A 25,489-nucleotide genomic window follows, 5' to 3' on the forward strand; every position below is an offset into this window, starting at 1 on the left:
GCGGTGTTACGGCTTGGGCAGGACGCACCCGCTCAGGCTCAGGTCGAGCTTGTTGCCGGTCGTGAAGCAGGCCGGGATCTGGTAGGTCTCCTCGGCGTAGTTGATGCCCTGGCGGACGGTGACGGTGCCGTTCGCGTCGACCTCGCACGGGTTGTCCACCGTGCAGCGTTCGCCGTCCTCGTTGCCGGTGTTGTTGACGGCGACGACCTTGCCGGTCGACTGGTCGACGACCGGTGAGCCCGAGGTGCCGCCGATGGTCTGGCAGGCGGAGGTGTAGCGGACCGAGTCCTTCCAGGTCCAGTCACCCTCCTTGAGGCGGTACACGAACCCGTCGACGTTGCAGCTGTAGAGACGCTTCCAGTAGCCGGAGGCCACCGTGATGGCGGTGCCCGCGACCGGGTGCGTGTCCTGCACGGTCAGCGCGCTGATCCCGTACGCGTTCTTGATGGTCGCGTACGTGCTGGTGAGCTGGTAGATCGTGATGTCCGTGTCGGTCATGGTCGAGTACGCGACCTTGCTCGCGCGCAGGGTCGCCACCTTGGTGCCCGCCGAGTTCAGCAGACCGAAGGTACGGCTGGACGACTGACCGACGATCACCTCACCCGGGTCCGGGAAACCGGTCTCCAGGCAGTGCCCGTTGGAGAGCACGAGCGCCGGGTCGGAGTCCGCCGAGTTGGGGAAGCGGATGACCGAACCGGAGCAGTTGCTGAGCGACACGGTCCCGGCGAGGCTGACGGCCTTGAGGGTGGGCGCCACCGCGTGGGGAGCGGGCGCCGCAGGTGCCGCGACCGCGGGTGCCGCGCCCGCCCCGGCCAGTACCAGGGCGAACAGAACGGCGACGAGAGGCTTTCTCATGTGGGGGTCCCCTCTTGCGACTTGGGGCCGCCGGAGGTCGCCCGACGGCCTTCCGCTGACCGGAGGTCTTCCGGCCGTTGTTGTCATGCGCATTGTGAGGGGAGAGGGAGAAGTGAACAAGGAGCGGTTTCCGGCCTGGCGGGGCGGAAACCGCGTACGCCTGGCGGCCCGAGGTGTAGGGAGGGTGGTGGGGCCGGTTCGGGCGGCGCCCTTCAGGGCGTGTCCGGCGGATCACGCCGGAGACGCGGGGCTCGGCACGCCCGGCTGGGGCCGCACGGCACCGTGGGCTTCCTCCGGCCCGCCCCGAACCGATCCGATCCGCCCCGACCCGATCCTCCGGACAGGCCCTAGCCGGACCAGCCTCCGTGCCCGTGGCCGTGCCCGTGCCCGTGGCCGCCGGGCGTGCTCGTGGCCGAGGGTGCCTGGGTGGACTCGGTGGCCGACGGGGCCGCGGTGGTGGCGGAGGCCGTGGGTGCGGTGGACGCGGAGGGCGCGGGATCCGTGGAGGCGGCCGCGGGTGCGGAGGCGGTCGCGGTCGGGCTCGCGGAGGCACTGGCCGTACCGGCGGACGGGGTCGCGCCGGGCAGCGGGGACGTGGCCGGCGGGGCCTGGAGGGGCCGCGCGGAGGCGGTCGCGGCCGAGTCGCCGCCGGCCTCGGCGGGGCCGGCGGCCGGGTGGGCCGGCCGGGTCGTGGACGGGGGTGTGCCGCCCGCTCCCCCGGTCACCCCGGAGTCGAGCGCGCCCACGGTGACGACACCGAGGACCACGACGACGGCAGCGCCCCCTGCCACGGCGAGCCGCCGGTTGTTCCGGCCGCGCCTGCGGTGCCGCATCCGCTCCTGGCGCCCCGCCGGCCCGCCGGGCACGACGGGCAGGACCGAGGTGTCCTCGCCGTCCCTGTACGCCTTCCGCCAGCCGTGCGCCTCGGCGGGATCGGCGTACGCCTCATAGGCCAAAGGTGTCTCCCCGTCGCTCTGCGGGAGGTACACGGTCGGCCGGGCTTCGGGATCTCCGGACTGCCAGGACATGATCGCGCATTGTAGGGACCACCTGGGCGTTCGACGCAGCCGAGGGCCGCGCTCACCGGCACCGACACGTCTCACGTGGTGGAAAACACGCCCCGGCCCGCGACGGGCCGCCGTAAGCTCACGGACATGCAGGTGATCCAGTCCACGAAGCTCGCCAACGTCTGCTACGAGATCCGGGGCCCGGTTCTTGAGGAGGCGATGCGGCTCGAAGCGGCCGGTCACCGCATCCTCAAGCTCAACACGGGCAACCCGGCCGCGTTCGGGTTCGAGTGCCCGCCGGAGATCCTGGAGGACATCCTCCGCAACGTCTCCTCGGCGCACGGTTACGGCGACGCCAAGGGCCTGCTCGCCGCCCGCCGCGCGGTCGTGATGCACAACCAGACCCTCGGCATCGAGACGGACGTCGACCACGTCTTCATCGGCAACGGCGTGTCCGAGCTCATCGTGATGGCGATGCAGGCACTGCTGGACGACGGCGACGAGGTGCTCGTACCGGCCCCGGACTACCCCCTGTGGACCGCGGCGGTCTCCCTGTCCGGCGGCACGGCCGTGCACTACCGCTGCGACGAGCAGTCCGACTGGATGCCCGACCTCGCGGACGTGGAGCGGAAGATCACCGACCGCACCAAGGCGATCGTCATCATCAACCCGAACAACCCGACCGGCGCGGTCTACGACGACGCGATGCTCCGGGGGCTGACGGACATCGCCCGGCGGCACAACCTGCTCGTCTGCTCCGACGAGATCTACGACAAGATCCTCTACGACGGCACCACGCACACCGCGACCGCCAAGATCGCCCCGGATCTGCTCACCCTCACCTTCAACGGCATGTCGAAGGCGTACCGGGTGGCGGGCTACCGGGTCGGATGGATGTCGGTCTCGGGGCCGCGCGCGCACGCCTCCTCCTACATCGAGGGTCTGACGATCCTCGCGAACATGCGGCTGTGCGCGAACATGCCGGGCCAGCACGGCGTGGTGGCGGCGCTCAGCGGACGCCAGACGATCAACGACCTGGTCCTGCCGGGCGGGCGGCTGAAGGAACAGCGGGACGTCGCGCACGAGCTGCTGACCCAGATCCCGGGCGTGACCTGCGTGAAGCCGAAGGGCGCGCTGTATCTCTTCCCGCGCCTGGACCCGAAGGTCTTCAAGGTCAAGGACGACCGGCAGATGGTGCTCGACCTGCTGCGGGCCGAGAAGATCATGGTGGTCCAGGGGACGGGCTTCAACTGGCCCGAGCCCGACCACTTCCGGGTGGTGACCCTGCCGACGGTCGCGGATCTGACGGACGCGGTGACCCGGATCGGCACCTTCCTGGACGGCTACGGCCAGCCGTGACACCGGCGGGACGCGCCCCCGCTCACCCTGCGTGTACGCCGCGTCCCGATATACGAACCAGCTCAACTTTAGACGAAATCCAAGCTAGGATGGCTTCCTGTCAGGCACAGGAGGCCATCCCATGTACGAACCGATCCGCTCGAAGTCGGTCCACACGATGGCCGGCGCCCCCTCCTCGGACTTTCCCCACCGGTCGCGCGAGGAGGAGCTGGACATCCAGCTCGCCGGTCACCTCGCGGCCCTGCTCGCCGTCACGGACGAGATCCGCGCACTCGCCCCGTCCGCCGACCTGGACGCCGGCGCCGAACGGCTCACCGGACAGGTCGCCCGGCTGCGCGGCGGCGCCCCGCTCCGCACACAGGCCTCCTCCCCGGCCGCCCCGGAGCCCGCGGAGTCCCATCTCGCGACCCTCCACCGGCGGGCCCACGCGCTGGCGGGCCGCGCCCTGGTCGTCGCGGCCTCCCGTGCCGACACGGCCGCCGCGATCCTCTCCGCCGAGCGGATGGACGCCCACGCGCCGGCCGCCGAACCCCGCGAGCTCGCCGCCCGCTGACCCCCGGGCCACCCGCCCGAGGCCCCCGCACGGCCCCGGTCCGCGCGTCTTCGAGGACGCCCGGACCGGGTGCCACCCCCACGCCCGCCACCCCGCTCGGGGCTCCGCGCCGGCCGCCGGGGGCCCGCCCGGCAGGTCATAGCGGCACCCCGCCCTCCGGTTGCGTACCGGGACCCGGTGGTCACCTCGCGTTCACCCCCCGAGACCGGGAACGTTGGATTCCGAGGTGCACGCTCCAGGCGTGAGACGCATAGCGGGAATCGTCCTGGCGGTCCTGTTGATCGGCGGAGTGGCAGCAGCCGTCGTCGCGGGCCGCACCGGTCAGGACAAGGGCACGGCAACGAAGACCGTGCACGGAGTGATCGGCTCGGAGAAGGCGGAGTTCTTCTCCGATCCGGCCGTGGTGAAGGCCCTCGCCGCCAAGGGCTACACCGTGAAGACGGAGACCTCCGGGTCCTGGGCCATGGACGGCCTCGACCTCAAGGGGTACGACTTCGCCTTCCCCTCCAGCCAGGCACCGGCCGACGAACTCGCGGACAAGCACCACGTCCGCCAGCCGCTGCCCCGGCCCTTCTACTCGCCCCTCGTCGTGGTGGCCCACCGCAGCGCGGCCGAGGTCCTCGCCGCGAACGGGCTGGCCACCCTCGGCCGGCACACCGGCACCCTCAAGATGGCCGCCTACCTCGACGCGGCCCGGCACGGGCGGACCTGGCAGCAGCTCAAGGGCGCCTCGACGCACGGTGAGCTGACCGGCACGCTGTACATCGCCAGCACCGACCCGGAGACCTCCAACTCCGGCGCGCTCTACCTCGCCGCCGCGTCCTATGTCGCCGACGGCGGGCGCGTCGCCGACGACGACGCGGCCGTCGGCCGCACCGCGTCCCTGATGCACCGGCTCATCAGCGTCCAGGGCGCCCAGCAGTCCAGCACCGACGCCGCGTTCCGCGACTTCGTCAGCGGCGCGGGCAACCCGCTGGTCCTCGTCTACGAGTCACAGGTCGCCGCGCTGCTCGCCGAGGGCCAGGACCCCGGAGACCTCACGGTCCTCTACCCGGACACCACCGCCAACAGCGACCACACGGTCGTACCGCTGACGCCCGCGGGCCGCGCGCTGGGTGAACTCCTCAGCACCGACCCGACGTTGCGCGCACTGGCCGTCCGGCACGGATTCCGTCCGCAGGGGGCGACCGGGGAGTTCACGGCGGCCACCGCCGCCCACGCGGACTATCTCAACCAGAAACTGACCGGCGTCCGGCAGGTGCCCGTGCCCGCCTACAAGGTGCTGCACGAGATGGCGCGCCGGGCCGGGAACTAGGGGGAAACACACATGACCACCGACGACACGTTCACCCTCACACCGCCCGAGGCCGTCGCCCCGGTGCCCCGCGAGAAGGCCGGCGGGCTCGTTCCCGTGGACCCGGGGGTCCAGGAGGACGTGGCGCGCAGGGCCGCGGAGTACATCGGCGGACTGGCCGTCCTGGACGCCCGGTCCCCCGAGTTCGCCGGCAAGGTCGGCGAGATCGCGGGCCTGGGGGCGAGCGAGATGCGCGGCGCCGCCGCCCAGTCCAACCGCATGCTGGAGCGGACGATCCGCAGCCTGCCCTCCACCGGCGAGGACGCCCAGTCGCACGTCGCCGGTTCGCTCGTCGAACTCCGGCGCGTGGTCGAGGACCTGGACCCGCGCGAGTCGTCCGCGAACAAGGGCAGGAAGTTCCTTTCCAGGCTGCCCGGCGGCAACAGGCTGCGCGACCACGTCGCCAAGTACGCCTCCGCACAAGGCACGTTGAACAGAATCGTCGGCTCGCTGCGCGGCGGCCAGGACGAACTGCGCCGCGACAACGCGGCACTTCAGACCGAACGCGTCCGGCTCTGGGAGACGATGGGCAAGCTCCAGGAGTACGTGGTGCTGACCCAGGCCCTGGACACCGCGGCCGAGGCCCACATCGCGGGCGTCGACACCACCGACCCGGCGCAGGCCGACACGCTCCGCTCCGACGTGCTCTTCCCGGTCCGGCAGAAGCACCAGGACCTGCTCACCCAGCTCGCGGTGTGCGCCCAGGGCTATCTGGCGATGGACGTGGTCCGGCGCAACAACGACGAACTCATCAAGGGCGTCGACCGCGCGGCCACCACCACCGTCTCCGCCCTGCGCATCTCCGTGATGCTCGCCTCCGCCCTCGACAACCAGCGCAAGGTCGTCGAGCAGGTCAACGCCCTGCGCGGCACGACGGAGGACCTCATCCGCGGCAACGCCGAGATGCTCGCCACCCAGAGCGGGGAGATCCAGCGCATCGCCGCCGACCCCGCCGTGGGCGCCGAGACCCTGCGCACCGCGTTCCAGGAGATCTACCGCACCCTCGACGCGATCGACACGTACAAGGTCCGGGCGACCGAGACGATGGCCGCGACCGTGGAGTCCCTGACCTCCGAACTCCAGAGCGCCGGAGCCTACTTGGAGCGCAGCAGGACCCGGGGCGCACTGGAGGGCGGACAGGGATGAGAGTCCTCCGGCAGGCGGCCCACGCCGCCGCGGTCCTGCTCGCCGTCACGGCCTGCACGGCCCACGGGGGTACGAAGTCCGGGGACGACGGCGCCCCGCGGCCCGGCACCCTCCGTATCCTCGCCTCCAGCGAACTCGCCGACATGACACCGGTGCTCGACCGGATCCGGCGGGAGACCGGCATCACGGTCAGACCCACCTACATGGGCACCCTCGCCGCCGTGGACCTGATCGCGCGCGGCACGGCGGACGACCGGTACGACGCCGTGTGGCTGTCCTCCGACGCCTATCTGCGCCTGCGCCCCGAGGCCGCGAGGAAGGTCGTCTCCGAGACGCCGGTGATGTCGAGCCCGGTGGCCATCGGCGTCAGACCGGCGACCGTGCGATCCCTCGGCTGGCGACCGGAGGACGTCACCTGGTCCCAGGTGGAGAAGGCCGTGGCCGAGGGAAGGCTCACGTACGGCATGACCGATCCGGCACGCTCCAACTCCGGTTTCTCCACGCTGATCTCGGTGGCCTCCGCGCTGTCCGGCGCCCAGTCCGCGCTCACGGACGCCGACGTGGCCAAGGCGACGCCCAGGCTGCGGGATTTCTTCAAGGGGCAGAAACTGACCTCGGGTTCCTCGGGCTGGCTGGCCACCGCCTACGAGCGGCGCGGCACCGTGGACGCCCTGCTCAACTACGAGTCCGTCCTCACGTCCATGAAGGGGCTGACCGTCATCCGTCCGCGCGACGGTGTGGTGACGGCCGATTATCCGCTCTCCTCCCTCGCCGCGTCCTCCAAGGACACCCGCGACGAGGTCCGGCGGCTCGCCGACGCCCTGCGTACGCCCGCCGCCCAGAAGCTGATCACCGAGCGGACGCACCGCCGCCCGGTCGTCCTCTCCGTCCCCCCTGCGCCCGGACTCGACACCGGACGACGGCGTGAACTCCCCTTCCCCGGAAGCCGGTCGGTCGCGGACCATCTCCTCGACTCCTACGAGAACACGCTGCGCCGGCCGTCCAGGACGGTGTACGTCCTGGACACCTCGGGCTCGATGGACGGCGACCGCCTCGCCCGGCTCAAGAAGTCCCTCGGCGATCTGACCGGCGACTTCCGCGACCGGGAGGAGGTGACGCTGATGCCGTTCGGCTCACAGGTCAAGAGCGTGCGCACCCATGTGGTCCGCCCCGAGAACCCGAAGGCCGGGCTCGACGCGATCCGCCGGGACACCCGCGCCCTGAGCGCCGACGGCGACACCGCGATCTACACCTCACTGGAGAAGGCCTACGAGCATCTGGGCACCGACGACGACACGTTCACCTCGATCGTGCTGATGACGGACGGCGAGAACACCAGGGGCGCGAGCCCCGCCGACTTCGACGGCTTCTACCGCCGACTGCCCGGCGGGCAGCGGGAGATCCCGGTCTTCCCCATCCTGTTCGGCGACTCCGACCGGGGCGAGCTCCAGCGCATCGCCGACCTGACCGGCGGCCGCCTCTTCGACGCCCGGAAGGGCTCGCTCGACGGCGCCTTCGAGGAGATCCGTGGCTACCAATAGGGCTCTCGCCTTCCTCGAATCGCGCAAGAACCTCACCGGCAGCGCGTGCGGCATCGCCGGGCTCGCGCTGACCTTCACCGGTCTGGCGGGCCCGTACTGGCCGGTCGTCGTCGCGGGTCTGTACGGCGCGGGCGCGCTGATCGCGCCCCCGGAGCGTCCGGCCCCGCCCGACTTCCCGGACCCCTCCGCCCAACTGGCCGCCCTGCGAACGGACTTCGGCAAGCTGCGCGCGTATCTCGACGGTGTCGAGCTGCCCCCGGCGGCGGCCGGGCGGCTCACCGAGCTGACCGAGGTCCTCACCGCCCTGCTCGATCCGGGCTGGGTCGCCGAGATCCTCGCCCAGGACCCCGAGGGCGTGCACGCCCTGTCGCGCGCGGTGCGCCAGGACATCCCGGAGGCGGTCGACACCTTCGTCCGCACCCGGTGGTGGACCCGGCTGGCGCCCGGCGCCGAACCGCCGGAGCGCCATCTGGAGCGCCAGCTCACCGTGCTCCAGGAGGAGTCGGACCGACTGGCGGCGGCCCTGCGCGAGACGGAGGCACGGCGCCAGGAGTCCCACACGCGCTACCTGGAGGACCGCGGCCGCTCCCAGTGACCGGGCCGCGCTCGGCCGCCGTGACCGCGGCCGGTGCGGGCGAACCGGGTCCGCCCGCACCGGCGGCCCCCGCTCACGCGTTCGCCACGATCACCACCAGGATCACGACGACCAGGATCAGCAGCGCCACCTTCAGCCCGGTGGGCCAGGGCTCCCCGGGCGGCGGCACGGGTGGCCCCGGCCGGGGCGCGCCGGACCCCGGGACCGCCGTCGGGACGTTGAACACGTCGTGCCCGGTGAGCCCCGCCCGGGTGCACCAGGGGCACGCGGTCAGATGCGAGCCGAAGGCGTGCAGCGGGCGGGCCGGGCAGACCCGTACCAGCCCGCGCTCCTTGTCCAGCGCGCGCAGCCACGCCTCCGCGTTCGGCCGGGTGGCGGGGTCGTGCACGCCGGAGCCGAAGGCGGTGCGGGCCAGCGTCAGGAGTTCGGGCGGGAGCACCGAGGGGTCGATGGTGCCGCGCGGCATGATGACCCGCTCGGGGCGCACGACGTAGGAGATGCTGGCGGCGATGTTGTCCTTGACGGTCGACTCGGAGGCGCTGTCGTGCGGGACGCCGCCGAAGGGGTGGTTCCCTGCGGTCAGCAACTGGTAGACGAGGACCGCGAGGGCGAACTCGTCGGTGGCGCGGGTGGCGGGGCCGCCGGCCTGCCGCTCGGGCGACGAGTAGTCGGTGGTGTGCATCAGACAGGGGAAGAGTTCCCCGGTCACCGGGTCCTTGAAGGCGATGGAGTCGCAGTCGAGGAAGGTGACGAAGCCGTTGGCGTCGACGACGACGTTGCTGCTGGAGAAGTCACCGATGACGAGATCGTCGTAGTGCATGCGGGCGGTCATGAAGGCGAGGTTCCAGGCCACGCCGAGCAGGAAGCGCCAGTCGGCCCGGTCGCCGAACAGCTTGAGGCGCTGGGCGCGGGTGAACAGGCCGATCAGCTGCACGTGCTGGGGCTCGCCGAACCTCCGCATGGCGTAGCCGAGGAACTCGCCCTTCGGACCGCGTGCGAGCGCGGTCGGCCAGGCCAGCTCGGGCGGCTGGGAGGCATCGGTGGGGCGGGTCACCAGCGGTGACATGGTCAGCATCCGCTTCAGCCGCAGCTCCTCCTTGGGACCCGGCGCCTCGCGGTACAGCTTGACGACGATGCCGTCGTCGCCGACGACCGGGAACACCGCCGCCTGCCCGCCGCCCTTGAGGGGCAGCTCGGCGAGCGTGACCGGCTTGCCGTCGAGGAACACGGTGCGGCCGCTCATGGCCGCGCCTTGAGCACGGCCCGCAGCAGGGTCTTGTCGTCGGCGTTCAGGGCGGTGAGCCGGTCCGACCTGAGCAGGGTCCCGAGGCCTTCGTGGGCGCTCGCGGTCACCGGTCCCGGCACGTCCAGGGAGCGGAACACGGCCTCGGCGAACGACGTGTTCGGGGACAGCGCGCCGCCCGTGGTCCGGTTGAGCGCGGCCTGCGCCAGTCCGTCGGTGGACAGCAGCACCCCGTCGATCCCGGCGTCCGAGACACAGTCGGTGTGGACCCAGCGGGCCGCGTCGGGCGAGGTCAGGAACACCGTCTCGTTGCTGTACTCGCTGGCCTCGGCGGGCTGCGGCAGCAGATGGAACTGCCGTTCACCGTCCTCCGTACCGGCGCGCAGGACGACGAATCCGTCCCCCACGGACAGATGGGCGAGCCAGCCCGGCGCGAGCACGACCACGGTGAGCGTGGTCGCGAAGTCCGCCGCCTCCGGGCCGGTCCGGTCCAGGAACACCTTACAGACGTCGTGGAAGGCGTCCCGCATGAGCTCGCGCACGGCCTGGCCGGGACGCCGGTCCGCCGCGGTGGCGGCCCGGCGTGCGAAGTGCTCGGTGGCCAGCTCCACCGCGAGCCGGGCCCCCTCCTCGGAGCGCGGCCTGCTGCCCGCGCCGTCGGCGACGGCGAGGACGGCCACGGACGGCGTCACCGTGTACGCGCAGGCGTCCTGGCAGGGCTGCCCCTGGCGGCGGTGCCGGTATCCCTCGACGCTCATCCCGTGGATCCGCCACGGCGTCTCCCGCTCGTCGACTGCGGTCATGAGTCAGGCATCCCATCGGGTCATCGGTCACGATTCCCAGGCCGGGCGCTGTGTCTTGAACTGGCTGAAGATCTTCTCGAAGACCTCGTCGCCCGCGCCCTTCTGCTCGGCGTTGGCGCTCGCGGACATCATCTGGAGCAGTTCGCGGAACGGGAATCCCTGGAGCCGGGCGTTGAACTTCGGCGCGAACGACCGGAGCACCTGCTCGCCCCGGTCCGTGATGCCGCCGACCCCGATCGCGTACAGCCGGAAGCGGCGGGCCTGCTGCTCGTCGGCGAGCACCGGGATCAACCGGTGCCAGGAGTCGGTGAGATGACCGGTGGCGTCGGTGGGAAGTCCGTCGGTGACGAGGCAGATCTGCGGCCGGTAGTACTGAAGTCCGGAGGCGCGCAGTTCGGCCTTGCGGGCGGCGATGATGTTCATCGACAGTTCGAGGGCCTCGGTCATCAGGGTGACCCCGGCGGCGGCGAGCTGCGGCGGGTGGAACATGTGCGCCGGCACGAAGGGGCTCACCGGGGCACCCGGGGCCAGGAGTTGGGGACCGCGCCAGGCGGCGACGCCCTGGCCGCCGAAGGTCACCAGGGCGACCTCGACGCTGTAGCTGAGGCTGACGTCGTCGTGCAGTTCCCGGGTCCACTCCGCGAGCGCGTTGTTGAGCGTCTGGATGGGCTGGCCCGCCATGGAACTGGAGATGTCGAGGCACAGGACGAGCGGCAGCCGCTGCGCGTTGTTCTCGAACTCGATGTCGGCGTATTCCGCCGGCAGGGTGGGCGGGTAGTCGCTGTGCATGAGGATCTCTCCTGGTCTCAGGGCCGGGCGGCTTCGGCGTGCCGTCCGGGCATGGGCGGGAACGCGTAGAGGACGTCGGAGTCCCGCTCCCCCGCCTCGGTGACATCGACGAGTCCCCCGGGCGCGGGCGGCGGGCGGTCCGGCTCGGCCCACACCGCCCGGTACAGCACGTGGTCCACCTCGACATAGCCCTGCGGGTGCAACTCGGTGCGGACGACGGCGGGCCGGGCGGGCCCCGGTACGGCGCCGACCCGCCGTCCGTGGCTCCGGGCCGCCGGTGTGGCCCGGAGCCGGGTGGTGGCCTCGTCGGGCACATGCGTACGGGGACGGGATCCGGCCGCGCCGGTCACGCGGGTACGGGTGGTGGGCTCGTCGGACACGCGGGTACGGGTGGTGGCCTCGTCGGACACGCGGGTACGGGTGGTGGCCTCGTCGGACACATGGGTACGGGGACGGCCGCGGGGCCGGGGCGCCGAGGCGGCCGGTACGGCTCCGACGCCGGGCGCGGCGAGCGAGCGCCGGGAGAGGCTGCCGACGGCGACGGACCGGGCGGAGCGGCGGATCAGGAAGAGGAGCAGGCCGAGCAGGAGGACGAGCGCCGCGCACAGGACGGTGAGCACCTGGGTGGCGGTGTCCCAGCCGGAGTCGGTGGCATCCGTGTGGTCCGGGCCGGTGCCGTCGGCGTTCGCGTTCTCCTGGTTCTTGGCGGCGGTGGTCTCCGCCGTGGGGGTCGAGGTGGCGGACGAGCCGCTCCCGGGACCGCCGACGGTGTACGTGTGCCGGGAGAGGTTCTCGGCCAGGTTCGCGTCGATCAGCTGGCGTCCGGTCAGCGAGCTCTTGCCGAGCCGGACGCACAGGTCCTTGGGGTTGCCGGTGTGGCAGGCCCCGAGGCCGGTCAGCTCCTTCACGGCCTCGGGCGTCAGCCGGTCGATGCGGGCGTCGTCCGCGACGAGTCTGCCCTTGCCGTCCGCCAGTACGAGGAGCGCCGATCCTCCCGGGCCGGTGTGGACGCCCGACGGCACCTCGACCAGGAGTCTGTAGCTCTGGGCCGCCAGCGTCTGTTCGAACTCCTTGCGGCTGTCGGCCCTGCCGTCGAACGCCAGCTTCTGGTCGAGGGTGACGCGGACGGTTCCCTCGTCGACCACGCCGGCCCAGCAGCCGAGGTGCTGTTCGAAGGTCGGCCCGCACGGCTCGCCGGCCGCTGCCGCGGGCACCGCGGGGGCGAACGCGGCCAGGAGTCCGGAAAGCATCAGGAAGGAAAGCCGCCGCATGAAAAGACCCCCCGTGGCCCTAAGAAAAACACCCCCGTGGCCTGGAAAGGCACGCACCCATAGTGGCGGAAAGCCGCGGTCGCCCGTAAGGGTTTGGGGAATGCGGCGGTGTTCACTTCTACAACTCGAACACCTGATGGCATCGGGTGAACATCTGTCTCGCCCGTTCCACCCAATCGCTGGCCAAAGCATCGAAATCTGTTTGCGTCATACGGCAGGTCAGGGGAAGGTCGCACACTCCCGCGAGACAGGGGCGCGGCCCCCGTACGTCCCAGACGGACAGCATGGGACGGAGCTGTTCGGTGTTCCACGCGTTCGACGCGGCGGCGGCGAGGGCCAGTTGGTCCTTGCGCAGGAAATGCCCGTCCGTGGCGAAAGCGACGAGCAGCCGCTTGGTCGTCATGAACCGGACGGTAACCATCCGTCCCGTTTCCTCGATGTCGCATCGCATGGAGACGGAAACCGTGTCGGTCTCCGTGGGGAAATTGCGTCCGGCCACCCAGTTCTGCACCAGCTGCCGCCAGTGCGTTCCGATTTCGAGGATCTCCCGGCCCCGGCCCGGAAAGGAGTCAGGCGTCGCCACGGCCCACCGCCTCGGCGACCATCGCGTCGGTCAGTCCGGCGTCGAGCAGTGCCTGGGCGTGCGACAGCAGACAGGAGGGTACGGACACGCTGGTGCTCTCCTTGCGGCGCTTGATCAGGTCCTGGGTGCGCGCCTTGATGCTGTGGGCGACGGTGGGCGGCGGCCAGTCGGCCCGGCGGGGCTCCTGCTCCAGCAGCCCGGCCAGGAGCCGGTCCAGCCGGGGCCGGTCCTCGGGGCGCTTCGCCAGACAGCGGGCGACCAGGTCCCGCATCGGCCCGTCGATGCCGTCGAGTTCGGGTTCCTCGAAGGCGACGCGGTAGCGGACGGCCTCTCCGCTGCCGTGCGGCGGCCGTCCGGTGAGCGCGTACACCAGGACCCCGCCGAGGGAGAAGACATCGCTCTCCGGGCCCACCGCGGCGCCCCTGATCTGCTCGGGCGACATGAAGGGCGGGGTGCCGACGACGACGCCGACCTGGGTGAGGCCGGGGGCGCCGTCCACACGGGAGATCCCGAAGTCGATGACGCGCGGCCCGTCCGCGGCGAGGAGCACGTTGGCCGGTTTGAGGTCCCGGTGCACCACGCGGGCCGCGTGGATGGCCTGGAGCGCCTCGACCAGGCCGGCGCCGAGCCGGCGCACCTGCGGCTCGGGCAGCGGCCCGTCGGCGTGGACCGCCTCGGCGAGCGAGGGACCGGGCACGTACAGGGTTGCCAGCCACGGCAGTTCGGCCTCGGTGTCGGCGTCGACCACCGCCGCGGTGTAGGCGCCACTGACCACGCGGGCCGCCGCGACCTCGCGTGCGAAACGCTCCCGGAACTCGCCCTCCGCGGCCAGTTCGGGCCGCACCACCTTGACCGCGACCTCGCGCCCTGCGGGCGAGCGGCCGAGATACACCCATCCCATGCCACCGGAGCCGAGCCGGCCCACGATCCGGTACGGACCGATCTTCATGGGGTCGCTGACAGGCGTACGCACCCCGCCCACCTCATTTCGGGTCCAGTGCAGGATGTCAGGAGTGTCCCTCGAAACCGGCGCTTTTTCAGCCGTTCCGGCACGGGCGGGGCACAGGGCACGAAAAAGCCGGGGTTCCGCACGGATGTGCGCGGAACCCCGGCGGGCGCGGTCACCGCGGCCGACGCCGCATCGGTCGCAGGTCAGGGCAACTCGGGTCGGCCGCGGAGCGGTTGGGGGCCTCAGCCCAGGCGCTGCACCAGAGCGCGGTACTCGTCCCACAGCTCCTTGGGCGTGTGATCGCCGAAGGTGTTGAGGTGGTCGGGGACCAGGGCGGCCTCCTCGCGCCAGACCTCCTTGTCGACCGTGAGCAGGAAGTCGAGGTCGGCGTCGGCCAGTTCGAGACCGTTCGTGTCGAGGGACTCACGGGTCGGCAGGACGCCGATCGGGGTCTCGACGCCCTCGGCGCTGCCGTCGAGGCGCTCGACGATCCACTTCAGGACACGGCTGTTCTCGCCGAAGCCCGGCCACACGAACTTGCCCGCGTCGTTCTTGCGGAACCAGTTCACGTAGTAGATCTTCGGGAGCTTCGCCTGGTCCTTGTCCTTGGCGACGTCGACCCAGTGGCCCATGTAGTCGCCCATGTTGTAGCCGCAGAACGGCAGCATGGCGAAGGGGTCGCGGCGCAGTTCGCCGACCTTGCCCTCGGCGGCGGCGGTCTTCTCGGAGGCGACGTTCGCGCCGAGGAAGACGCCGTGGTTCCAGTCGAAGGACTCCGTCACCAGCGGGACGGCGGTGGCGCGGCGGCCGCCGAAGAGGATCGCCGAGATCGGCACGCCCTTGGGGTCCTCCCACTCGGGCGCGATGATCGGGCACTGCGAGGCGGGGGTCGTGAAGCGGGCGTTGGGGTGCGCGGCGGGCGTGGCGGACTCCGGGGTCCAGTCGTTGCCCTTCCAGTCGGTCAGGTGTGCCGGAGTCTCCTCCGTCATGCCCTCCCACCAGATGTCGTTGTCGTCGGTCAGCGCGACGTTGGTGAAGACGGAGTTGCCCCACAGCGTCTTCATGGCGTTGGCGTTGGTGTGCTCGCCGGTGCCGGGCGCGACGCCGAAGAAGCCGGCCTCGGGGTTGATCGCGTAGAGGCGGCCGTCCTCGCCGAACCGCATCCAGGCGATGTCGTCACCGATGGTCTCGACCGTCCAGCCGGAGATCGTGGGCTCCAGCATGGCGAGGTTGGTCTTGCCGCAGGCGCTCGGGAAGGCGGCGGCGACGTACTTCGACTCGCCCTGCGGCGGCGTCAGCTTGAGGATCAGCATGTGCTCGGCGAGCCAGCCCTCGTCGCGCGCCATCACGGAGGCTATGCGCAGGGCGTAGCACTTCTTGCCGAGCAGGGCGTTGCCGCCGTAGCCGGAGCCGTACGACCAGATCTCACGGGTCTCGGGGAAGTGGGAGATGTACTTCGTGGAGTTGCACGGCCACGGCACGTCCGCCTCGCCCTCGGCCAGCGGCGCTCCGAGCGTGTGCACGGCACGCACGAAGAAGCCGTCGGTGCCGAGCTCGTCCAGGACCGGCTGTCCCATCCGGGTCATGGTGCGCATGGACACGGCGACGTAGGCGGAGTCGGTGATCTCGACGCCGATCGCGGAGAGGTCCGAGCCGAGCGGGCCCATGCAGAACGGGACGACGTACATCGTCCGGCCGCGCATCGAGCCGCGGAAGACGCCCTGCTCACCGGAGAAGATCTCCCGCATCTCGGCGGGGGCCTTCCAGTGGTTGGTCGGGCCCGCGTCCTGCTCCTTCTCGGAGCAGATGAACGTCCGGTCCTCGACCCGCGCGACATCGGTCGGGTCGGAGGCGGCGTAGTAGGAGTTGGGGCGCTTGATCGGGTCGAGCTTCTTGAAGGTGCCCTTGCGGACGAGTTCCTCGCTCAGTCGCTCGTACTCGGCCTCGGATCCGTCGCACCAGACCACACTGTCCGGCTCGGTCAGTTCGGCGATCTCGTTGACCCACGAGATCAGTTCCTTGTGGTTGGTCGGGACGGGAGCCGCGATGTCGCGCGCCACGATTGCTCCTAAATGAGGGGTTTTGTTGTTGTGCCCCGTGGGGGCTGCGACCCGGATGCTTCTCGATGACTGGACCTCTGGCGCTCATCCGGTGCCGACCGCACTCATTTGATGATCGGACCGAACCGCGCATATGTCCAGAGAGCCTCACACTTGAGCGGAGTGAGCATCGCCACTTCCCGGAAGGTTTCCGCCCGCTCACTCCGGGTTCATCACGGGTACCCCGGCGGCGCCCCCCCGGTAGGGTGAGATCATGGCCACTCTTGCCCGCCGCTTACGTGGGACTGACGCCTAACTTACGGTTCCGTAGGTACGATTCGCCCCATGACTGCGTCCGTCCCCGACGCGCCCACGGACTCGCCGGCCGCCGGCCGGACGCCCGTCGCGCACTCCCTGTCGGAAGAGATCAAGCCCAAGCTCCGCGGCTGGCTGCACCTCGGCATGTTCCCGGCCGCCCTCGTCTCCGGACTGGTCCTCACGGCACTGGCGGACTCGACCCGCGGCCGGATCGCCTGCGGGGTCTTCGCCCTGACGGCCTGCCTCCTGTTCGGAGTGAGCGCCCTCTACCACCGCGGCGACTGGAGCCCGCGCATGGACGGCGTCCTGCGCAGACTCGACCACGCGAACATCTTCCTGATCATCGCCGGCACCTACACGCCGCTGACCCTGCTCCTGCTGCCCGACGCCAAGGGCCAATGGCTGCTGTGGAGCATCTGGGCCGCGGCGGCGGCGGGCATCGTCTTCCGGGTGTTCTGGGTCGGCGCGCCACGCTGGCTCTACACGCCCTGCTACATCGCCATGGGCTGGGCGGCCGTCTTCTTCCTGCCCGACTTCATGCGCACGGGCGGCATCGCCGTCCTGGTCCTGGTGATCGTCGGCGGACTGCTCTACAGCGCCGGCGGTGTGATCTACGGGATCAAGCGCCCCAACCCGTCACCGCGCTGGTTCGGCTTCCACGAGGTCTTCCACTCCCTGACGCTGGCGGCCTTCATCGTCCACTACGTCGGCATCTCCCTGGTGGCCTACCAGCACGGCTGATCCTCCGGCGTCGACCCATCCCTCCCCTCAGTGGCCGCGGCTCCCCAGCCGCGGCCACTGCTCGTTCCACGCCACCGAAAGTCACCATCGATTGACAGTATCTAGCTTTTGGGAGTTACTCTCATTTCATGGTGACTCCCACGAACGACGGCGCCGTTCGGCGCGATCCCCGGCGCTGGTGGGCCCTCGGGGCCCTGGTCGCGAGCATGCTGGTGCTCGGCTTCGACATGACGATCCTGAACGTGGCCCTGCCGACGATGGCCCGGGACCTCGGCGCGTCCACCGGTCAGCAGCAGTGGATGGCGGACGCCTACGTCGTCGTCTTCGCCTCGCTGATGCTCCCGGCCGGCCTGCTCGGCGACCGCTTCGGACGGCGCCGGATGCTCATCACCGGCCTCGCGGTCTTCCTCGCCGGCTCCCTGGCGGGCTCCCTCGTCGACGACGTCACCTGGGTGATCCTCGCCCGCGCCCTGATGGGCGTCGGCGGCGCGCTGGTGATGCCGCTGGCCCTCGCCGTACTGCCCTCGCTGTTCGGACCCGACGAACGCACCAGGGCCGTCGGCGCCGTCTCCGCCGCCTCCGCGCTCGGTCTGCCGCTCGGCCCGATCATCGGCGGCTGGCTGCTGAACCACTTCTGGTGGGGATCGGTGTTCCTGGTCAACGTGCCGATGGCCGCCATCGGCATCACCGCCTGCGTCCTGCTGCTCCCCGAGACCCGGGACCCCGCCGCGCCCGAGGTCGACGCCCTCTCCACCGCGTTCACCGCGGTCGGCCTCGGCGTCCTCGTCTACGCGATCATCGAAGCCCCGTCCCGCGGCTGGGGCGACCCGCTCGTCCTCGGCTGCTTCGCCGCCTCCGCCGCCCTGATCACCCTGCTCGTCGTCCGCGAACGCCGCAACCCGCGTCCGATGCTGGACCTCGCCCTGCTCGGCCGGCGCGGCTTCCTGCTCAACACCCTCGCCGCGACGCTCGTCATGTTCATCCTGTCCGGCCTGATGTTCGTGCTGCCCCAGTACCTCCAGGCGGTCCTCGGCCACGACGCCCTCGCGACCGGCGTGCGCATGCTGCCGATGATGGGCGGACTGCTGATCGCCTCCCGGGGCGCGCAGCCGCTGGTGGCCAGGTTCGGAGCCCGCGCGGTGATCGGCGCGGGCCTCCTCGTCCTCGCCCTCGCCGCGTTCCTCGGCAGCCGCACGACCGTCGACGACGGATACGGCGCCACCGCCCTGTGGCTGTCCGTCGCCGGTCTCGGCTTCGGTTTCGCCGTCGTGCCCGCCATGTCCGCCGCCCTCGGCGCGCTCCCCGGCGACCGGGCCGGCAGCGGCTCAGGTCTGCTGATGACGGTCCGCCAGGTGGGCGGCGCGATCGGCATCGCCCTGCTCGGCTCCCTGCTGGCGAGCACCTACGCCGACCGCCTCGACACCTCCGCGCTGCCGCCAGCCGCCGCGCGGGCCGCCGACGGCTCGGTGGTCGGCGCCCACGTCGTCGCCGGCCGGCTCGGCGACCGGGCCCTCGAAGCCTCCGCGAACGCCGCCTACATCCACGGCATGGACCTGGTCCTCCTGGTCAGCGGGATCGCCGCGCTGGTCACCGCGCTGCTGGCGGCGGCGCTGCTGCCGAGCCCGCGGCAGCCCGCCCCGGCGCGGCGGGAGGACACCGGCATGGCCCCGGCCCCGGCGGATGCCGGACAATAAGGGGTATGGCCGCCACCGCACAGACCTCCGCTCCCGCCGCGGAACCCCAGCCGGGGCTCCGCGAGCGGAAGAAGATCAAGACCCGCATCGCGATCCGCGAGGCGACGTACCGGCTGATCGAGCGGCAGGGGTACGACGGCACGACGATCGAGCAGATCGCGGAGGCGGCCGAGGTCTCCCCGTCCACGGTGTTCCGCTACTTCCCGACCAAGGAGGACATCGTCCTCACGGACGAGTACGACCCGCTCCTCGAACAGGAACTGCGCGAACGCCCCGCGGACGAGCCGTGGTTCGACTCCCTGCGCCATGTGCTCGGCAAGGCCGTCGGCCTGGGCGATTCCGAGGACGCCCGGGTCAGCCGGCTCCGGACGCAGCTCATGGCCGAGGTCCCCGCGGTGCGGTCCCGGATGATGGAGAGCGCGTCCGTCACCGGACGGCTGCTGAGCCGGGCCGTCGCGGAGCGCACCGGCCGGGACCCCGACAGCCTGGAGGTCCGCGTCTTCGCGATGGCCCTGATCGGCGGTCTGATGGAGGTCTCCCTCTACTGGGCCGACAACGGCCACCGGGACGACTTCGCCGAGCTCGTCGACCGCGCGGTGGACGTCCTGGAGCACGGTCTGCCACCGCGAAACCCGGAGGCCCCGGGAGCACCCCGCGTGACATCCTGACCGCGTGAACGGACCCGAGATCCACATCGAATTCGCCCCCGAACTGGGGCTGTTCGTCCCGCACGCCCGCCGCGCCCAGGCCACCCCCGTCGGCACCGACGGCTCGTCCACCCTCGGCCATGTCGTCGAGTCGCTGGGCGTCCCGCTCACGGAGGTCGGCGCCCTGGTCGTGGACGGTCACGAGGTGCCCTTCTCGCACATCCCGGCGGCGGGCGAGTCCGTGCGGGTCCACGCCGTCGAACGCCCGCAACGGGTGCCCGGCGCGCCGCTGCGCTTCCTCCTGGACGTCCATCTCGGCACCCTCGCCCGCCGGATGCGCCTGCTGGGCGTCGACACGGCGTACGAGTTCACCGACATCGGCGACCCGGCCCTCGCCGCCCGTTCGGCGGCCGAACGTCGCGTCCTGCTCAGCCGCGACCGCGGGCTGCTGCGGCGCCGCGAACTGTGGGCCGGCGGCTTCGTCTACAGCACCCGCCCCGACGACCAACTCCGCGACGTACTGGGCCGGTTCGCCCCCGAGCTTCGGCCCTGGACCCGCTGCACGGCGTGCAACGGCCTGCTCGCCAAGGCCACCAAGGAGCAGGTCGCCGACCAGCTGGAGAGCGGCACGCAGCGCTCGTACGACGTCTTCGCGCAGTGCGCCGAATGCGGGCGCGCCTACTGGAAGGGCGCGCACCACGACCGGCTGGAGACCGTCGTGGAACGCGCCCTCGCGGAGTTCGGAACCTGACGGACGGGCCCGCCGGAACCCTCACCTCCCGCCCGGCCGCCCTACGCGTTCGGGGCGTTCAGCACCACGCGGAGCCGTTCGGGATCGGTCGTCGGGGCGTCGCAGACGAATCCGCGGCAGACGTACGCGGTCGGCTTCCCGTCCACCGCCGGCCGGCCGGCGAGCAGCGGCAGCTCGTCACTGCCCGGCTCCCCCACCGCCACCACGGTCCCCGGCATGGTGCCCAGAAGTGCCGCCCGCCGCAGGGCCGTCGTGTCCGGGTGGCCTCCCTCGCCGACCACCGCGACCTCACGGGGACCGTCGAGCAGCGCCTCGGCCACCGCGAGCCCCCACCCGATGAAGCGGGGCGCCCGGGGCCCGAGCGCCTTCACGACACCGAGCGCCCGCTCGGCGGCGGTGCGATGGGGTTCCGCGCCGGTCTGCGCGCTGTACGAGAGCAGCGCCCCGGCCGCCGCGCTCCAACCCGAGGGCGTGGCGTTGTCGGTGGGGTCCTGCGGTCGGCGGATCAGCCGCTCCGCGTCGGCCGCCGTGTCGTAGAGCGCACCCGACTCGGCGTCCGTGAACTGCGCGAGGACATGGTCGAGCAGGAACCCGGCGAACTCCAGCCAGACCCCTTCCCCGGTCACCGACGTCAGCGCGAGGAAGCCCTCGGCGACGTCCGCGTAGTCCTCCAGCACACCCGCGTGCGCGCCGGCCCGGCCGTCCTTGCTCGTCCGGACCAGCCGCGCCCGGTCGTCCATGTGCAGTCGTACGAGGAGGTCGGCGGCGCCGATCGCGGCCTCCACCAGATCGGGGCGGCCGAAGTAGGCTCCCGTCTCCGCGAGGGCGGCCACCGCGAGCCCGTTCCAGGCGGCGACCACCTTGTCGTCGCGCCCGGGGGCCGGCCGCCCGTCCCGTGCCGCGAGCAGCCGCTCCCGCACGGAGGCGATCCGCTCCGCGTCGAAGACGCCTTCCTGCTGCGGGAGCTGGAGCACGGAGGCGCCCTCCTCGAAGGTGCCCTCCTCGGTGACCCCGAAGTACCGCGCGGCGAGTTCGGCGTCCGCCTCACCCAGCACCTCGCGCAACTGCGCGGGCGTCCAGACGTAGTACGCGCCCTCGACGTGCCGGCCGCCACCGTCGTCGCTGTCGGCGTCGAGCGCGGAGGCGAACCCGCCCTCGGCGGTGCGCAGTTCACGAACCATGAAGTCCGCGGTCTCCAACGCGACCCGCCGCGCGAGCCCGGACCCGGTGGAACGCCAGAGATGCGCGTAGGCCCGGCAGAGAAGCGCGTTGTCGTAGAGCATTTTTTCGAAGTGCGGGACCACCCAGTCGCGGTCGACGGAGTAGCGGGCGAAGCCACCGCCGAGCTGGTCGTACAGACCGCCGCGCGCCATCCGCTCACAGGTGTCCACGGCCATCTGAAGGGCGCCCTCGGAGCCGGTCCTGGCGTGGTGGCGCAGCAGGAACTCGATCACCATGGACGGCGGGAACTTGGGCGCGCCGCCGAAGCCGCCGCGCGCGGCGTCGTAGTCCCGGGTGAGCCCGAGCAGCGCGCCGGCCAGGTCCTCCTCGCCCGGCACCTGACTGTCCCCGAAGGACATCTCCCGCTCGGCGAGATCCCGCGTGATCTTCCCCGCGACCTCGGCCACCTCGTCCCGCCGGTCCTTCCAGGCGGCCGAGACGCCCTCCAGGACCTGACGGAAGGAGGCCATGCCGTGCCGGGGCTGGGGCGGGAAGTAGGTGCCGAAGTAGAAGGGCTCGGCGTCCGGGGTGAGGAACACGGTCATCGGCCAGCCGCCCTGCCCGGTCGCCGCCTGCACCGCCTCCATGTAGACGGCGTCGACGTCGGGCCTCTCCTCGCGGTCGACCTTGACGCTGACGAAGTGTTCGTTCAGATAGGCGGCCGTCGCCTCGTCCTCGAAGGACTCGTGTGCCATGACATGACACCAGTGACAGCTGCTGTATCCGACGCTCAGCAGAACGGGCCGGTTGCTTCCGCGGGCCTCCTCGAAGGCCTCGGCCGACCACGGCCACCAGTCGACGGGGTTGTCGGCGTGCTGGAGCAGATACGGGGACGTCTCATGGGCCAGTCGGTTCACCCTGCCACTCTCCCACGGCGCCCGCGAGGGCACGGAAGCGCAGGTTCACCAGGCGCGCCCCCGCTGGGCGTCCTCCCGCCGACGACACGATGCGCGACCAGAGTGCTCGATACCCCGGAGCCCGTTCCTGCGGTAGCCGCTCATCGCGATGGCCGCCGCCGCGACGAGAAGCGAGCGCCAGTCGCTCGTCTCGAGTGCCTGCCGCCGAAATGGACGTCACGGCGGCAGGCACAGGAACTCGGCCGGGTTCACGGACGGATTCGACGCCCCTCGGCAGAACAGCCTGGGACGGGAGCCGGACGCCTCATCTCGCCAGGAAGCTGTTCAGAGCCTTGCTGCGAATGGCCCGCGTCGCTGCCAGCTGGTCCAGCAACCGCCGTTCATGGGCGTCGAAGCTCGCCATCGCTTCGCCGATGGACCGTTGGGTGTCGAGATCGGGCAGGGCGACTGGCAGCATGCCGAGCACTTCGAGCGAGACGGTCCGCAGCGCCAGACTCCCGGTCGAATGCGTGTCGAGCCACTCCCTGGCTTCGGGGCTGCGCAGGAACGCCGCCAGGTATTGAGAGTCGACGATGTAAGGAGGACTGATGACGAAACAGCCAGTTCCGCAGATCCAGCCCTGCTGTTCATCTCCGACCACGGCGCACCGCCCTAGATCGCCCCGGCGGGCGACCACGACGTCGCCCCGATTCAACCGGAAGCGGTCCAGCCGTTCGGCATGCTGCTCGGAGATGTGCTTGATGCCGTCCACAATGAAGCCGACATCCGAGATGTCCTTCGGCATCACAACGGGAACCCCGCCGGCCTCCACGTAGTCCTGGGCCCGGACCAGGCTTCCTGAAGGCCCCGCGAGCAGTCGCACGGGACGGCCGCTGGCCGTCGACCTGCCGCTGACCACCTCCTTCAGCGGCAACTTCCGGCATCGGATGCTGTCCTGCGCCAGCTGATCCTGTGCGCCGGCGATCTGCGCCAGTTCCGCTCCGAGTTCCGACGTCTCGCGGTTGTGCCGCTCGAAATCGACCAGCATGGCGCTCAGGTCCGTGGACCCGCCCGGCGCGCTCTCCGTACGGAGGTAGGTCCGCGGATCCAGGTTCCCGGCGTTCTCGATGAGTTCGGCGTAGGCAACCGATCGGGAAAAACCCGGCTCGTCCACCTCCTGCGAGCCTCCGAGCCAGAGTCTGAAGCGATCTGCGATGCGGTCGACAGCCTCACCCGACAGCACCCGGGGCCGCTCCGACGACCGGCTCCCCACGTCACGCGCATCGACAAGGATCACGGAATCGCTTCGGCGCGCCGGCCGGGACTGGGTGCCTCGGCCAAGCACCCAGACGTGAACTGCGATGTTGGTACCCGCGAAGAGGTGCGTCGGCAGCGCGATGACCGCGAGAACCGCGCCATGGGCGATCATCTCGCGGCGGATCATCGCCTCCGCCCCTCCCGCCCAAGCCGCCCGGGCAGGCATCACGACCGCCGCGACCCCACCCTCCTTGAGCTGGGACCAGGCAAGTTGCAACCAGGCGAAGTTTCCGCTCGACTCGGGTGGCGCCATGAAGTGCTGCTGCCCCCACCCGTCGATCCGCTGGTTGAACGGCGGGTTGCTCAGTACCCGGTCGGCCCGGCCTCGGTTCCGCATCAGCGTCGCCGGATCCGCCAGCTCCACCTGCGGCACGCTCACCCCGTGCACGGCCAGGTTCAACATCGCTGGGCGCACGTTGCTCCGATCCACCGCGTACGCCTCGAACGAGCTGTCACCGGCCATCCCACGCGCGGCCAGGTACCGGGCGGCAGCTGCGAGCACGCTTCCAGGACCACAGGCCGGATCCATGATCAGCTCTCCGGGGCCGGGATCGGTCAGATCGACGAGCAAATCAGCGACCTCGCGCGGTGTGTAGAACTCTCCTCCCGGCAGTGCCCCTTCCGCCGCATGCCGTTGGAGCAGCAGCTCGCAGACGTCATCCACGGCAAGCTCCGAGAGACTCTGGCCTTGGTTCAGCGCCGCAACGAAAGCCGTGATCCAGGCAGCATCGTCCGCTCCGATCCCCAGGTCGAGGTCGGCCGACCAGGACAGCGGAAAACCCGGAAGCCGGACCGCCTCCTGCAGAGCCCCGCGCAGTTCGGTCACCGGAGAGAAGCCGGCGGTGGCCGACGCCGAGGCGCGCCTCCACCGCTTGACGACATCGCCTTCGGCTCGGTCTTCGGCCTCCGCGAAGGCGGCCAGCACCAGGATCGCCAGCATCGCATCGAGGTCACCGGCCGTACCGCGGCCCCGCCGGTAGGGCGCGTAGGCCCGCCACAGCCGCTCGGCAACCTCTACTGCCGGGCCTGCCGTTCCTTCGACCATCGGATGCCTCTTCCTTGAAATCCTCGTCCTACTTCACCTGGCTGATGAAGCACGCCGCTGCGGTGACCACGATCAACAGGGACAGCCGCAACGTCGCCCCCGTGCTCTGCATCGCCTTGCCCAGCAGTTCGATGAACGCCTTCATTGTGCCCGACTCCTTTGACAGACATAGATGCGCAGCAATGCTGCGCATTACGTCGACTCCTCTTGCCGCCGACTGGCAACCCCCGAGAGGATCGGCAAGACGCTAGAAGGTTAGCGACAAAAAGCCGCGCACGCTGGCAGCGGCAAGCACAGGAGAGTCTGCTTGAACTCTATGCGCAGCATCGCTGCGCATTCTTCACGAAGATGCGCCGCAGCTCCCGCTGCCGAGGGACTCAACGGAACTGCGACGACAGCGCACAGACAAGAGGCTGCGTGTGACGCAGGACACTCCGCAGGGGGTGCGGGCCACATGCGCGCAGGGCATTCCGCGACCCTGGCAACGACCGCAGGATGGCGACTCGCATCGAGGCGTCCCGACAAGTCGGAGTCCCCTTCATCGTGTCCGCGCTAACCATCGTTCAAGCCGTCCAGGGGAAGACCGACCTGGCACGCTTGACGTGGATGCGCTCCAGGCTGCGGGTGGAACCGGTCAGCCGGCAGGACTCCCTGACCGCAGTGACGCTGCTTCGGGACACAGGCGGACTGCACGGACACAAGTGCGCGATCGACGCCCTTGTCGCCGCGCTCGCGCTGCGTGTCCCGCCCCCGGTAGTCGTCCTGACCTCCGACCGTGACGACTGGTCGAAGCTCTGCGGGAACCGGGTAATCATCAGAGACGTGTGAGCAC

Annotated in this window: 22 protein-coding genes; 11 read left to right on the forward strand and 11 right to left on the reverse strand. The window is 71.1% G+C overall.

All coding sequences use genetic code 11. The annotated features are described in order from the left end of the window. Positions 1-6: 6 nt before the first annotated feature. Together ACZ4AA_RS05925 and ACZ4AA_RS05930 are read right to left on the reverse strand one after the other, a co-directional pair. Positions 7-855: a S1 family peptidase gene (locus tag ACZ4AA_RS05925; RefSeq protein ID WP_467596028.1), complete on the reverse strand. Its 849-nt coding sequence runs from the start codon at positions 853-855 to the stop codon at positions 7-9. A gap of 347 nt (positions 856-1,202) precedes the next feature. Further along, positions 1,203-1,883 carry a hypothetical protein gene (locus ACZ4AA_RS05930; RefSeq protein ID WP_467596031.1) on the reverse strand — a complete coding sequence of 227 codons (681 nt, stop codon included), beginning with the start codon at positions 1,881-1,883 and terminating at the stop codon, positions 1,203-1,205. Between the two features lie 126 nt (positions 1,884-2,009). Between ACZ4AA_RS05930 and ACZ4AA_RS05935 the strand changes: the two genes are divergently transcribed. The 6 genes from ACZ4AA_RS05935 (at position 2,010) to ACZ4AA_RS05960 (ending at position 8,410) form a co-directional block, all read left to right on the forward strand. Then, on the forward strand, positions 2,010-3,221 hold the full coding sequence (locus tag ACZ4AA_RS05935) for a pyridoxal phosphate-dependent aminotransferase (RefSeq protein WP_467596034.1): 1,212 nt from the start codon (positions 2,010-2,012) through the stop codon (positions 3,219-3,221). Between the two features lie 121 nt (positions 3,222-3,342). Next, complete coding sequence (locus ACZ4AA_RS05940) at positions 3,343-3,774, forward strand: SCO4983 family protein (protein ID WP_467596037.1); 432 nt, start codon at positions 3,343-3,345, stop codon at positions 3,772-3,774. A 241-nt stretch (positions 3,775-4,015) separates the two neighbouring features. Next, entirely contained in the window at positions 4,016-5,089 is a 1,074-nt protein-coding gene (locus tag ACZ4AA_RS05945; protein WP_467596040.1) for a substrate-binding domain-containing protein, read from the forward strand. A gap of 12 nt (positions 5,090-5,101) precedes the next feature. Beyond that, complete coding sequence (locus tag ACZ4AA_RS05950; RefSeq protein ID WP_467596043.1) at positions 5,102-6,274, forward strand: toxic anion resistance protein; 1,173 nt, start codon at positions 5,102-5,104, stop codon at positions 6,272-6,274. Continuing rightward, entirely contained in the window at positions 6,271-7,815 is a 1,545-nt protein-coding gene (locus tag ACZ4AA_RS05955) for a substrate-binding and vWA domain-containing protein (RefSeq protein WP_467596046.1), read from the forward strand. The genes ACZ4AA_RS05950 and ACZ4AA_RS05955 overlap by 4 nt, the downstream gene beginning before the upstream one ends. Beyond that, positions 7,802-8,410: a hypothetical protein gene (locus ACZ4AA_RS05960; RefSeq protein WP_467596049.1), complete on the forward strand. Its 609-nt coding sequence runs from the start codon at positions 7,802-7,804 to the stop codon at positions 8,408-8,410. Before ACZ4AA_RS05955 ends, ACZ4AA_RS05960 begins: the two co-directional genes overlap by 14 nt. Positions 8,411-8,483: 73 nt before the next feature. On the opposite strand, the gene ACZ4AA_RS05965 is transcribed toward ACZ4AA_RS05960, so the two are convergent. From ACZ4AA_RS05965 to ACZ4AA_RS05995, 7 genes are all read right to left on the reverse strand, one after another. Then, the gene (locus tag ACZ4AA_RS05965) at positions 8,484-9,653 is read right to left on the reverse strand and encodes a hypothetical protein (protein ID WP_467596053.1); all 1,170 of its coding nucleotides are present in this window, start codon (positions 9,651-9,653) and stop codon (positions 8,484-8,486) included. Further along, entirely contained in the window at positions 9,650-10,456 is an 807-nt protein-coding gene (locus tag ACZ4AA_RS05970) for a PP2C family serine/threonine-protein phosphatase (RefSeq protein WP_467596056.1), read from the reverse strand. Before ACZ4AA_RS05970 ends, ACZ4AA_RS05965 begins: the two co-directional genes overlap by 4 nt. Before the next feature lie 27 nt (positions 10,457-10,483). Then, positions 10,484-11,245: a vWA domain-containing protein gene (locus ACZ4AA_RS05975; RefSeq protein WP_467596059.1), complete on the reverse strand. Its 762-nt coding sequence runs from the start codon at positions 11,243-11,245 to the stop codon at positions 10,484-10,486. Between the two features lie 17 nt (positions 11,246-11,262). Next, complete coding sequence (locus tag ACZ4AA_RS05980; RefSeq protein ID WP_467596062.1) at positions 11,263-12,516, reverse strand: hypothetical protein; 1,254 nt, start codon at positions 12,514-12,516, stop codon at positions 11,263-11,265. A 118-nt stretch (positions 12,517-12,634) separates the two neighbouring features. Then, entirely contained in the window at positions 12,635-13,099 is a 465-nt protein-coding gene (locus ACZ4AA_RS05985) for a hypothetical protein (RefSeq protein ID WP_467596065.1), read from the reverse strand. Continuing rightward, a complete protein-coding gene (locus ACZ4AA_RS05990; protein ID WP_467596069.1) occupies positions 13,086-14,072 on the reverse strand; it encodes a serine/threonine-protein kinase in 987 nt (328 codons plus the stop codon). Before ACZ4AA_RS05990 ends, ACZ4AA_RS05985 begins: the two co-directional genes overlap by 14 nt. Before the next feature lie 218 nt (positions 14,073-14,290). Further along, positions 14,291-16,108: a phosphoenolpyruvate carboxykinase (GTP) gene (locus ACZ4AA_RS05995; protein ID WP_467596072.1), complete on the reverse strand. Its 1,818-nt coding sequence runs from the start codon at positions 16,106-16,108 to the stop codon at positions 14,291-14,293. Between the two features lie 324 nt (positions 16,109-16,432). Here ACZ4AA_RS05995 and trhA point away from each other — a divergent pair, with 324 nt between their 5' ends. The 4 genes from trhA to ACZ4AA_RS06015 all read left to right on the forward strand — a co-directional run bounded on the left by trhA (position 16,433) and on the right by ACZ4AA_RS06015 (position 20,238). After that, complete coding sequence (gene trhA, locus ACZ4AA_RS06000) at positions 16,433-17,146, forward strand: PAQR family membrane homeostasis protein TrhA (RefSeq protein WP_467596075.1); 714 nt, start codon at positions 16,433-16,435, stop codon at positions 17,144-17,146. Between the two features lie 128 nt (positions 17,147-17,274). Continuing rightward, positions 17,275-18,840: an MFS transporter gene (locus ACZ4AA_RS06005; RefSeq protein ID WP_467596078.1), complete on the forward strand. Its 1,566-nt coding sequence runs from the start codon at positions 17,275-17,277 to the stop codon at positions 18,838-18,840. Positions 18,841-18,845: 5 nt separating this feature from the next. Continuing rightward, the gene (locus tag ACZ4AA_RS06010; RefSeq protein WP_467596081.1) at positions 18,846-19,508 is read left to right on the forward strand and encodes a TetR/AcrR family transcriptional regulator; all 663 of its coding nucleotides are present in this window, start codon (positions 18,846-18,848) and stop codon (positions 19,506-19,508) included. Between the two features lie 4 nt (positions 19,509-19,512). Beyond that, a complete protein-coding gene (locus ACZ4AA_RS06015) occupies positions 19,513-20,238 on the forward strand; it encodes a Mut7-C RNAse domain-containing protein (protein WP_467596085.1) in 726 nt (241 codons plus the stop codon). A 41-nt stretch (positions 20,239-20,279) separates the two neighbouring features. Here ACZ4AA_RS06015 and ACZ4AA_RS06020 read toward each other — a convergent pair whose 3' ends face one another. Then, positions 20,280-22,316: a thioredoxin domain-containing protein gene (locus ACZ4AA_RS06020; protein WP_467596088.1), complete on the reverse strand. Its 2,037-nt coding sequence runs from the start codon at positions 22,314-22,316 to the stop codon at positions 20,280-20,282. A gap of 304 nt (positions 22,317-22,620) precedes the next feature. Continuing rightward, positions 22,621-24,657, reverse strand: a complete 2,037-nt coding sequence (locus tag ACZ4AA_RS06025; RefSeq protein ID WP_467596091.1) for a type I restriction-modification system subunit M/S — start codon at positions 24,655-24,657, stop codon at positions 22,621-22,623. Positions 24,658-25,152: 495 nt separating this feature from the next. Between ACZ4AA_RS06025 and ACZ4AA_RS06030 the strand changes: the two genes are divergently transcribed. Continuing rightward, on the forward strand, positions 25,153-25,485 hold the full coding sequence (locus tag ACZ4AA_RS06030) for a DNA-binding protein (protein WP_467596094.1): 333 nt from the start codon (positions 25,153-25,155) through the stop codon (positions 25,483-25,485). Positions 25,486-25,489 lie beyond the last annotated feature (4 nt).

It is taken from the genome of Streptomyces sp. NPDC024698 (genome assembly GCF_055559015.1).

Excerpts from the sequence above, each read along its gene's own strand:
- ACZ4AA_RS05925 (WP_467596028.1), bottom strand. The coding sequence starts at position 855 with ATGAGAAAGCCTCTCGTCGCCGTTCTGTTCGCCCTGGTACTGGCCGGG.
- ACZ4AA_RS05930 (WP_467596031.1), bottom strand. The coding sequence starts at position 1,883 with ATGTCCTGGCAGTCCGGAGATCCCGAAGCCCGGCCGACCGTGTACCTC.
- ACZ4AA_RS05935 (WP_467596034.1), top strand. The coding sequence starts at position 2,010 with ATGCAGGTGATCCAGTCCACGAAGCTCGCCAACGTCTGCTACGAGATC.
- ACZ4AA_RS05940 (WP_467596037.1), top strand. The coding sequence starts at position 3,343 with ATGTACGAACCGATCCGCTCGAAGTCGGTCCACACGATGGCCGGCGCC.
- ACZ4AA_RS05950 (WP_467596043.1), top strand. The coding sequence starts at position 5,102 with ATGACCACCGACGACACGTTCACCCTCACACCGCCCGAGGCCGTCGCC.
- ACZ4AA_RS05955 (WP_467596046.1), top strand. The coding sequence starts at position 6,271 with ATGAGAGTCCTCCGGCAGGCGGCCCACGCCGCCGCGGTCCTGCTCGCC.
- ACZ4AA_RS05965 (WP_467596053.1), bottom strand. The coding sequence starts at position 9,653 with ATGAGCGGCCGCACCGTGTTCCTCGACGGCAAGCCGGTCACGCTCGCC.
- ACZ4AA_RS05970 (WP_467596056.1), bottom strand. The coding sequence starts at position 10,456 with ATGACCGCAGTCGACGAGCGGGAGACGCCGTGGCGGATCCACGGGATG.
- ACZ4AA_RS05975 (WP_467596059.1), bottom strand. The coding sequence starts at position 11,245 with ATGCACAGCGACTACCCGCCCACCCTGCCGGCGGAATACGCCGACATC.
- ACZ4AA_RS05980 (WP_467596062.1), bottom strand. The coding sequence starts at position 12,516 with ATGCGGCGGCTTTCCTTCCTGATGCTTTCCGGACTCCTGGCCGCGTTC.
- trhA (WP_467596075.1), top strand. The coding sequence starts at position 16,433 with ATGACTGCGTCCGTCCCCGACGCGCCCACGGACTCGCCGGCCGCCGGC.
- ACZ4AA_RS06005 (WP_467596078.1), top strand. The coding sequence starts at position 17,275 with ATGGTGACTCCCACGAACGACGGCGCCGTTCGGCGCGATCCCCGGCGC.
- ACZ4AA_RS06010 (WP_467596081.1), top strand. The coding sequence starts at position 18,846 with ATGGCCGCCACCGCACAGACCTCCGCTCCCGCCGCGGAACCCCAGCCG.
- ACZ4AA_RS06025 (WP_467596091.1), bottom strand. The coding sequence starts at position 24,657 with ATGGTCGAAGGAACGGCAGGCCCGGCAGTAGAGGTTGCCGAGCGGCTG.
- ACZ4AA_RS06030 (WP_467596094.1), top strand. The coding sequence starts at position 25,153 with ATGGCGACTCGCATCGAGGCGTCCCGACAAGTCGGAGTCCCCTTCATC.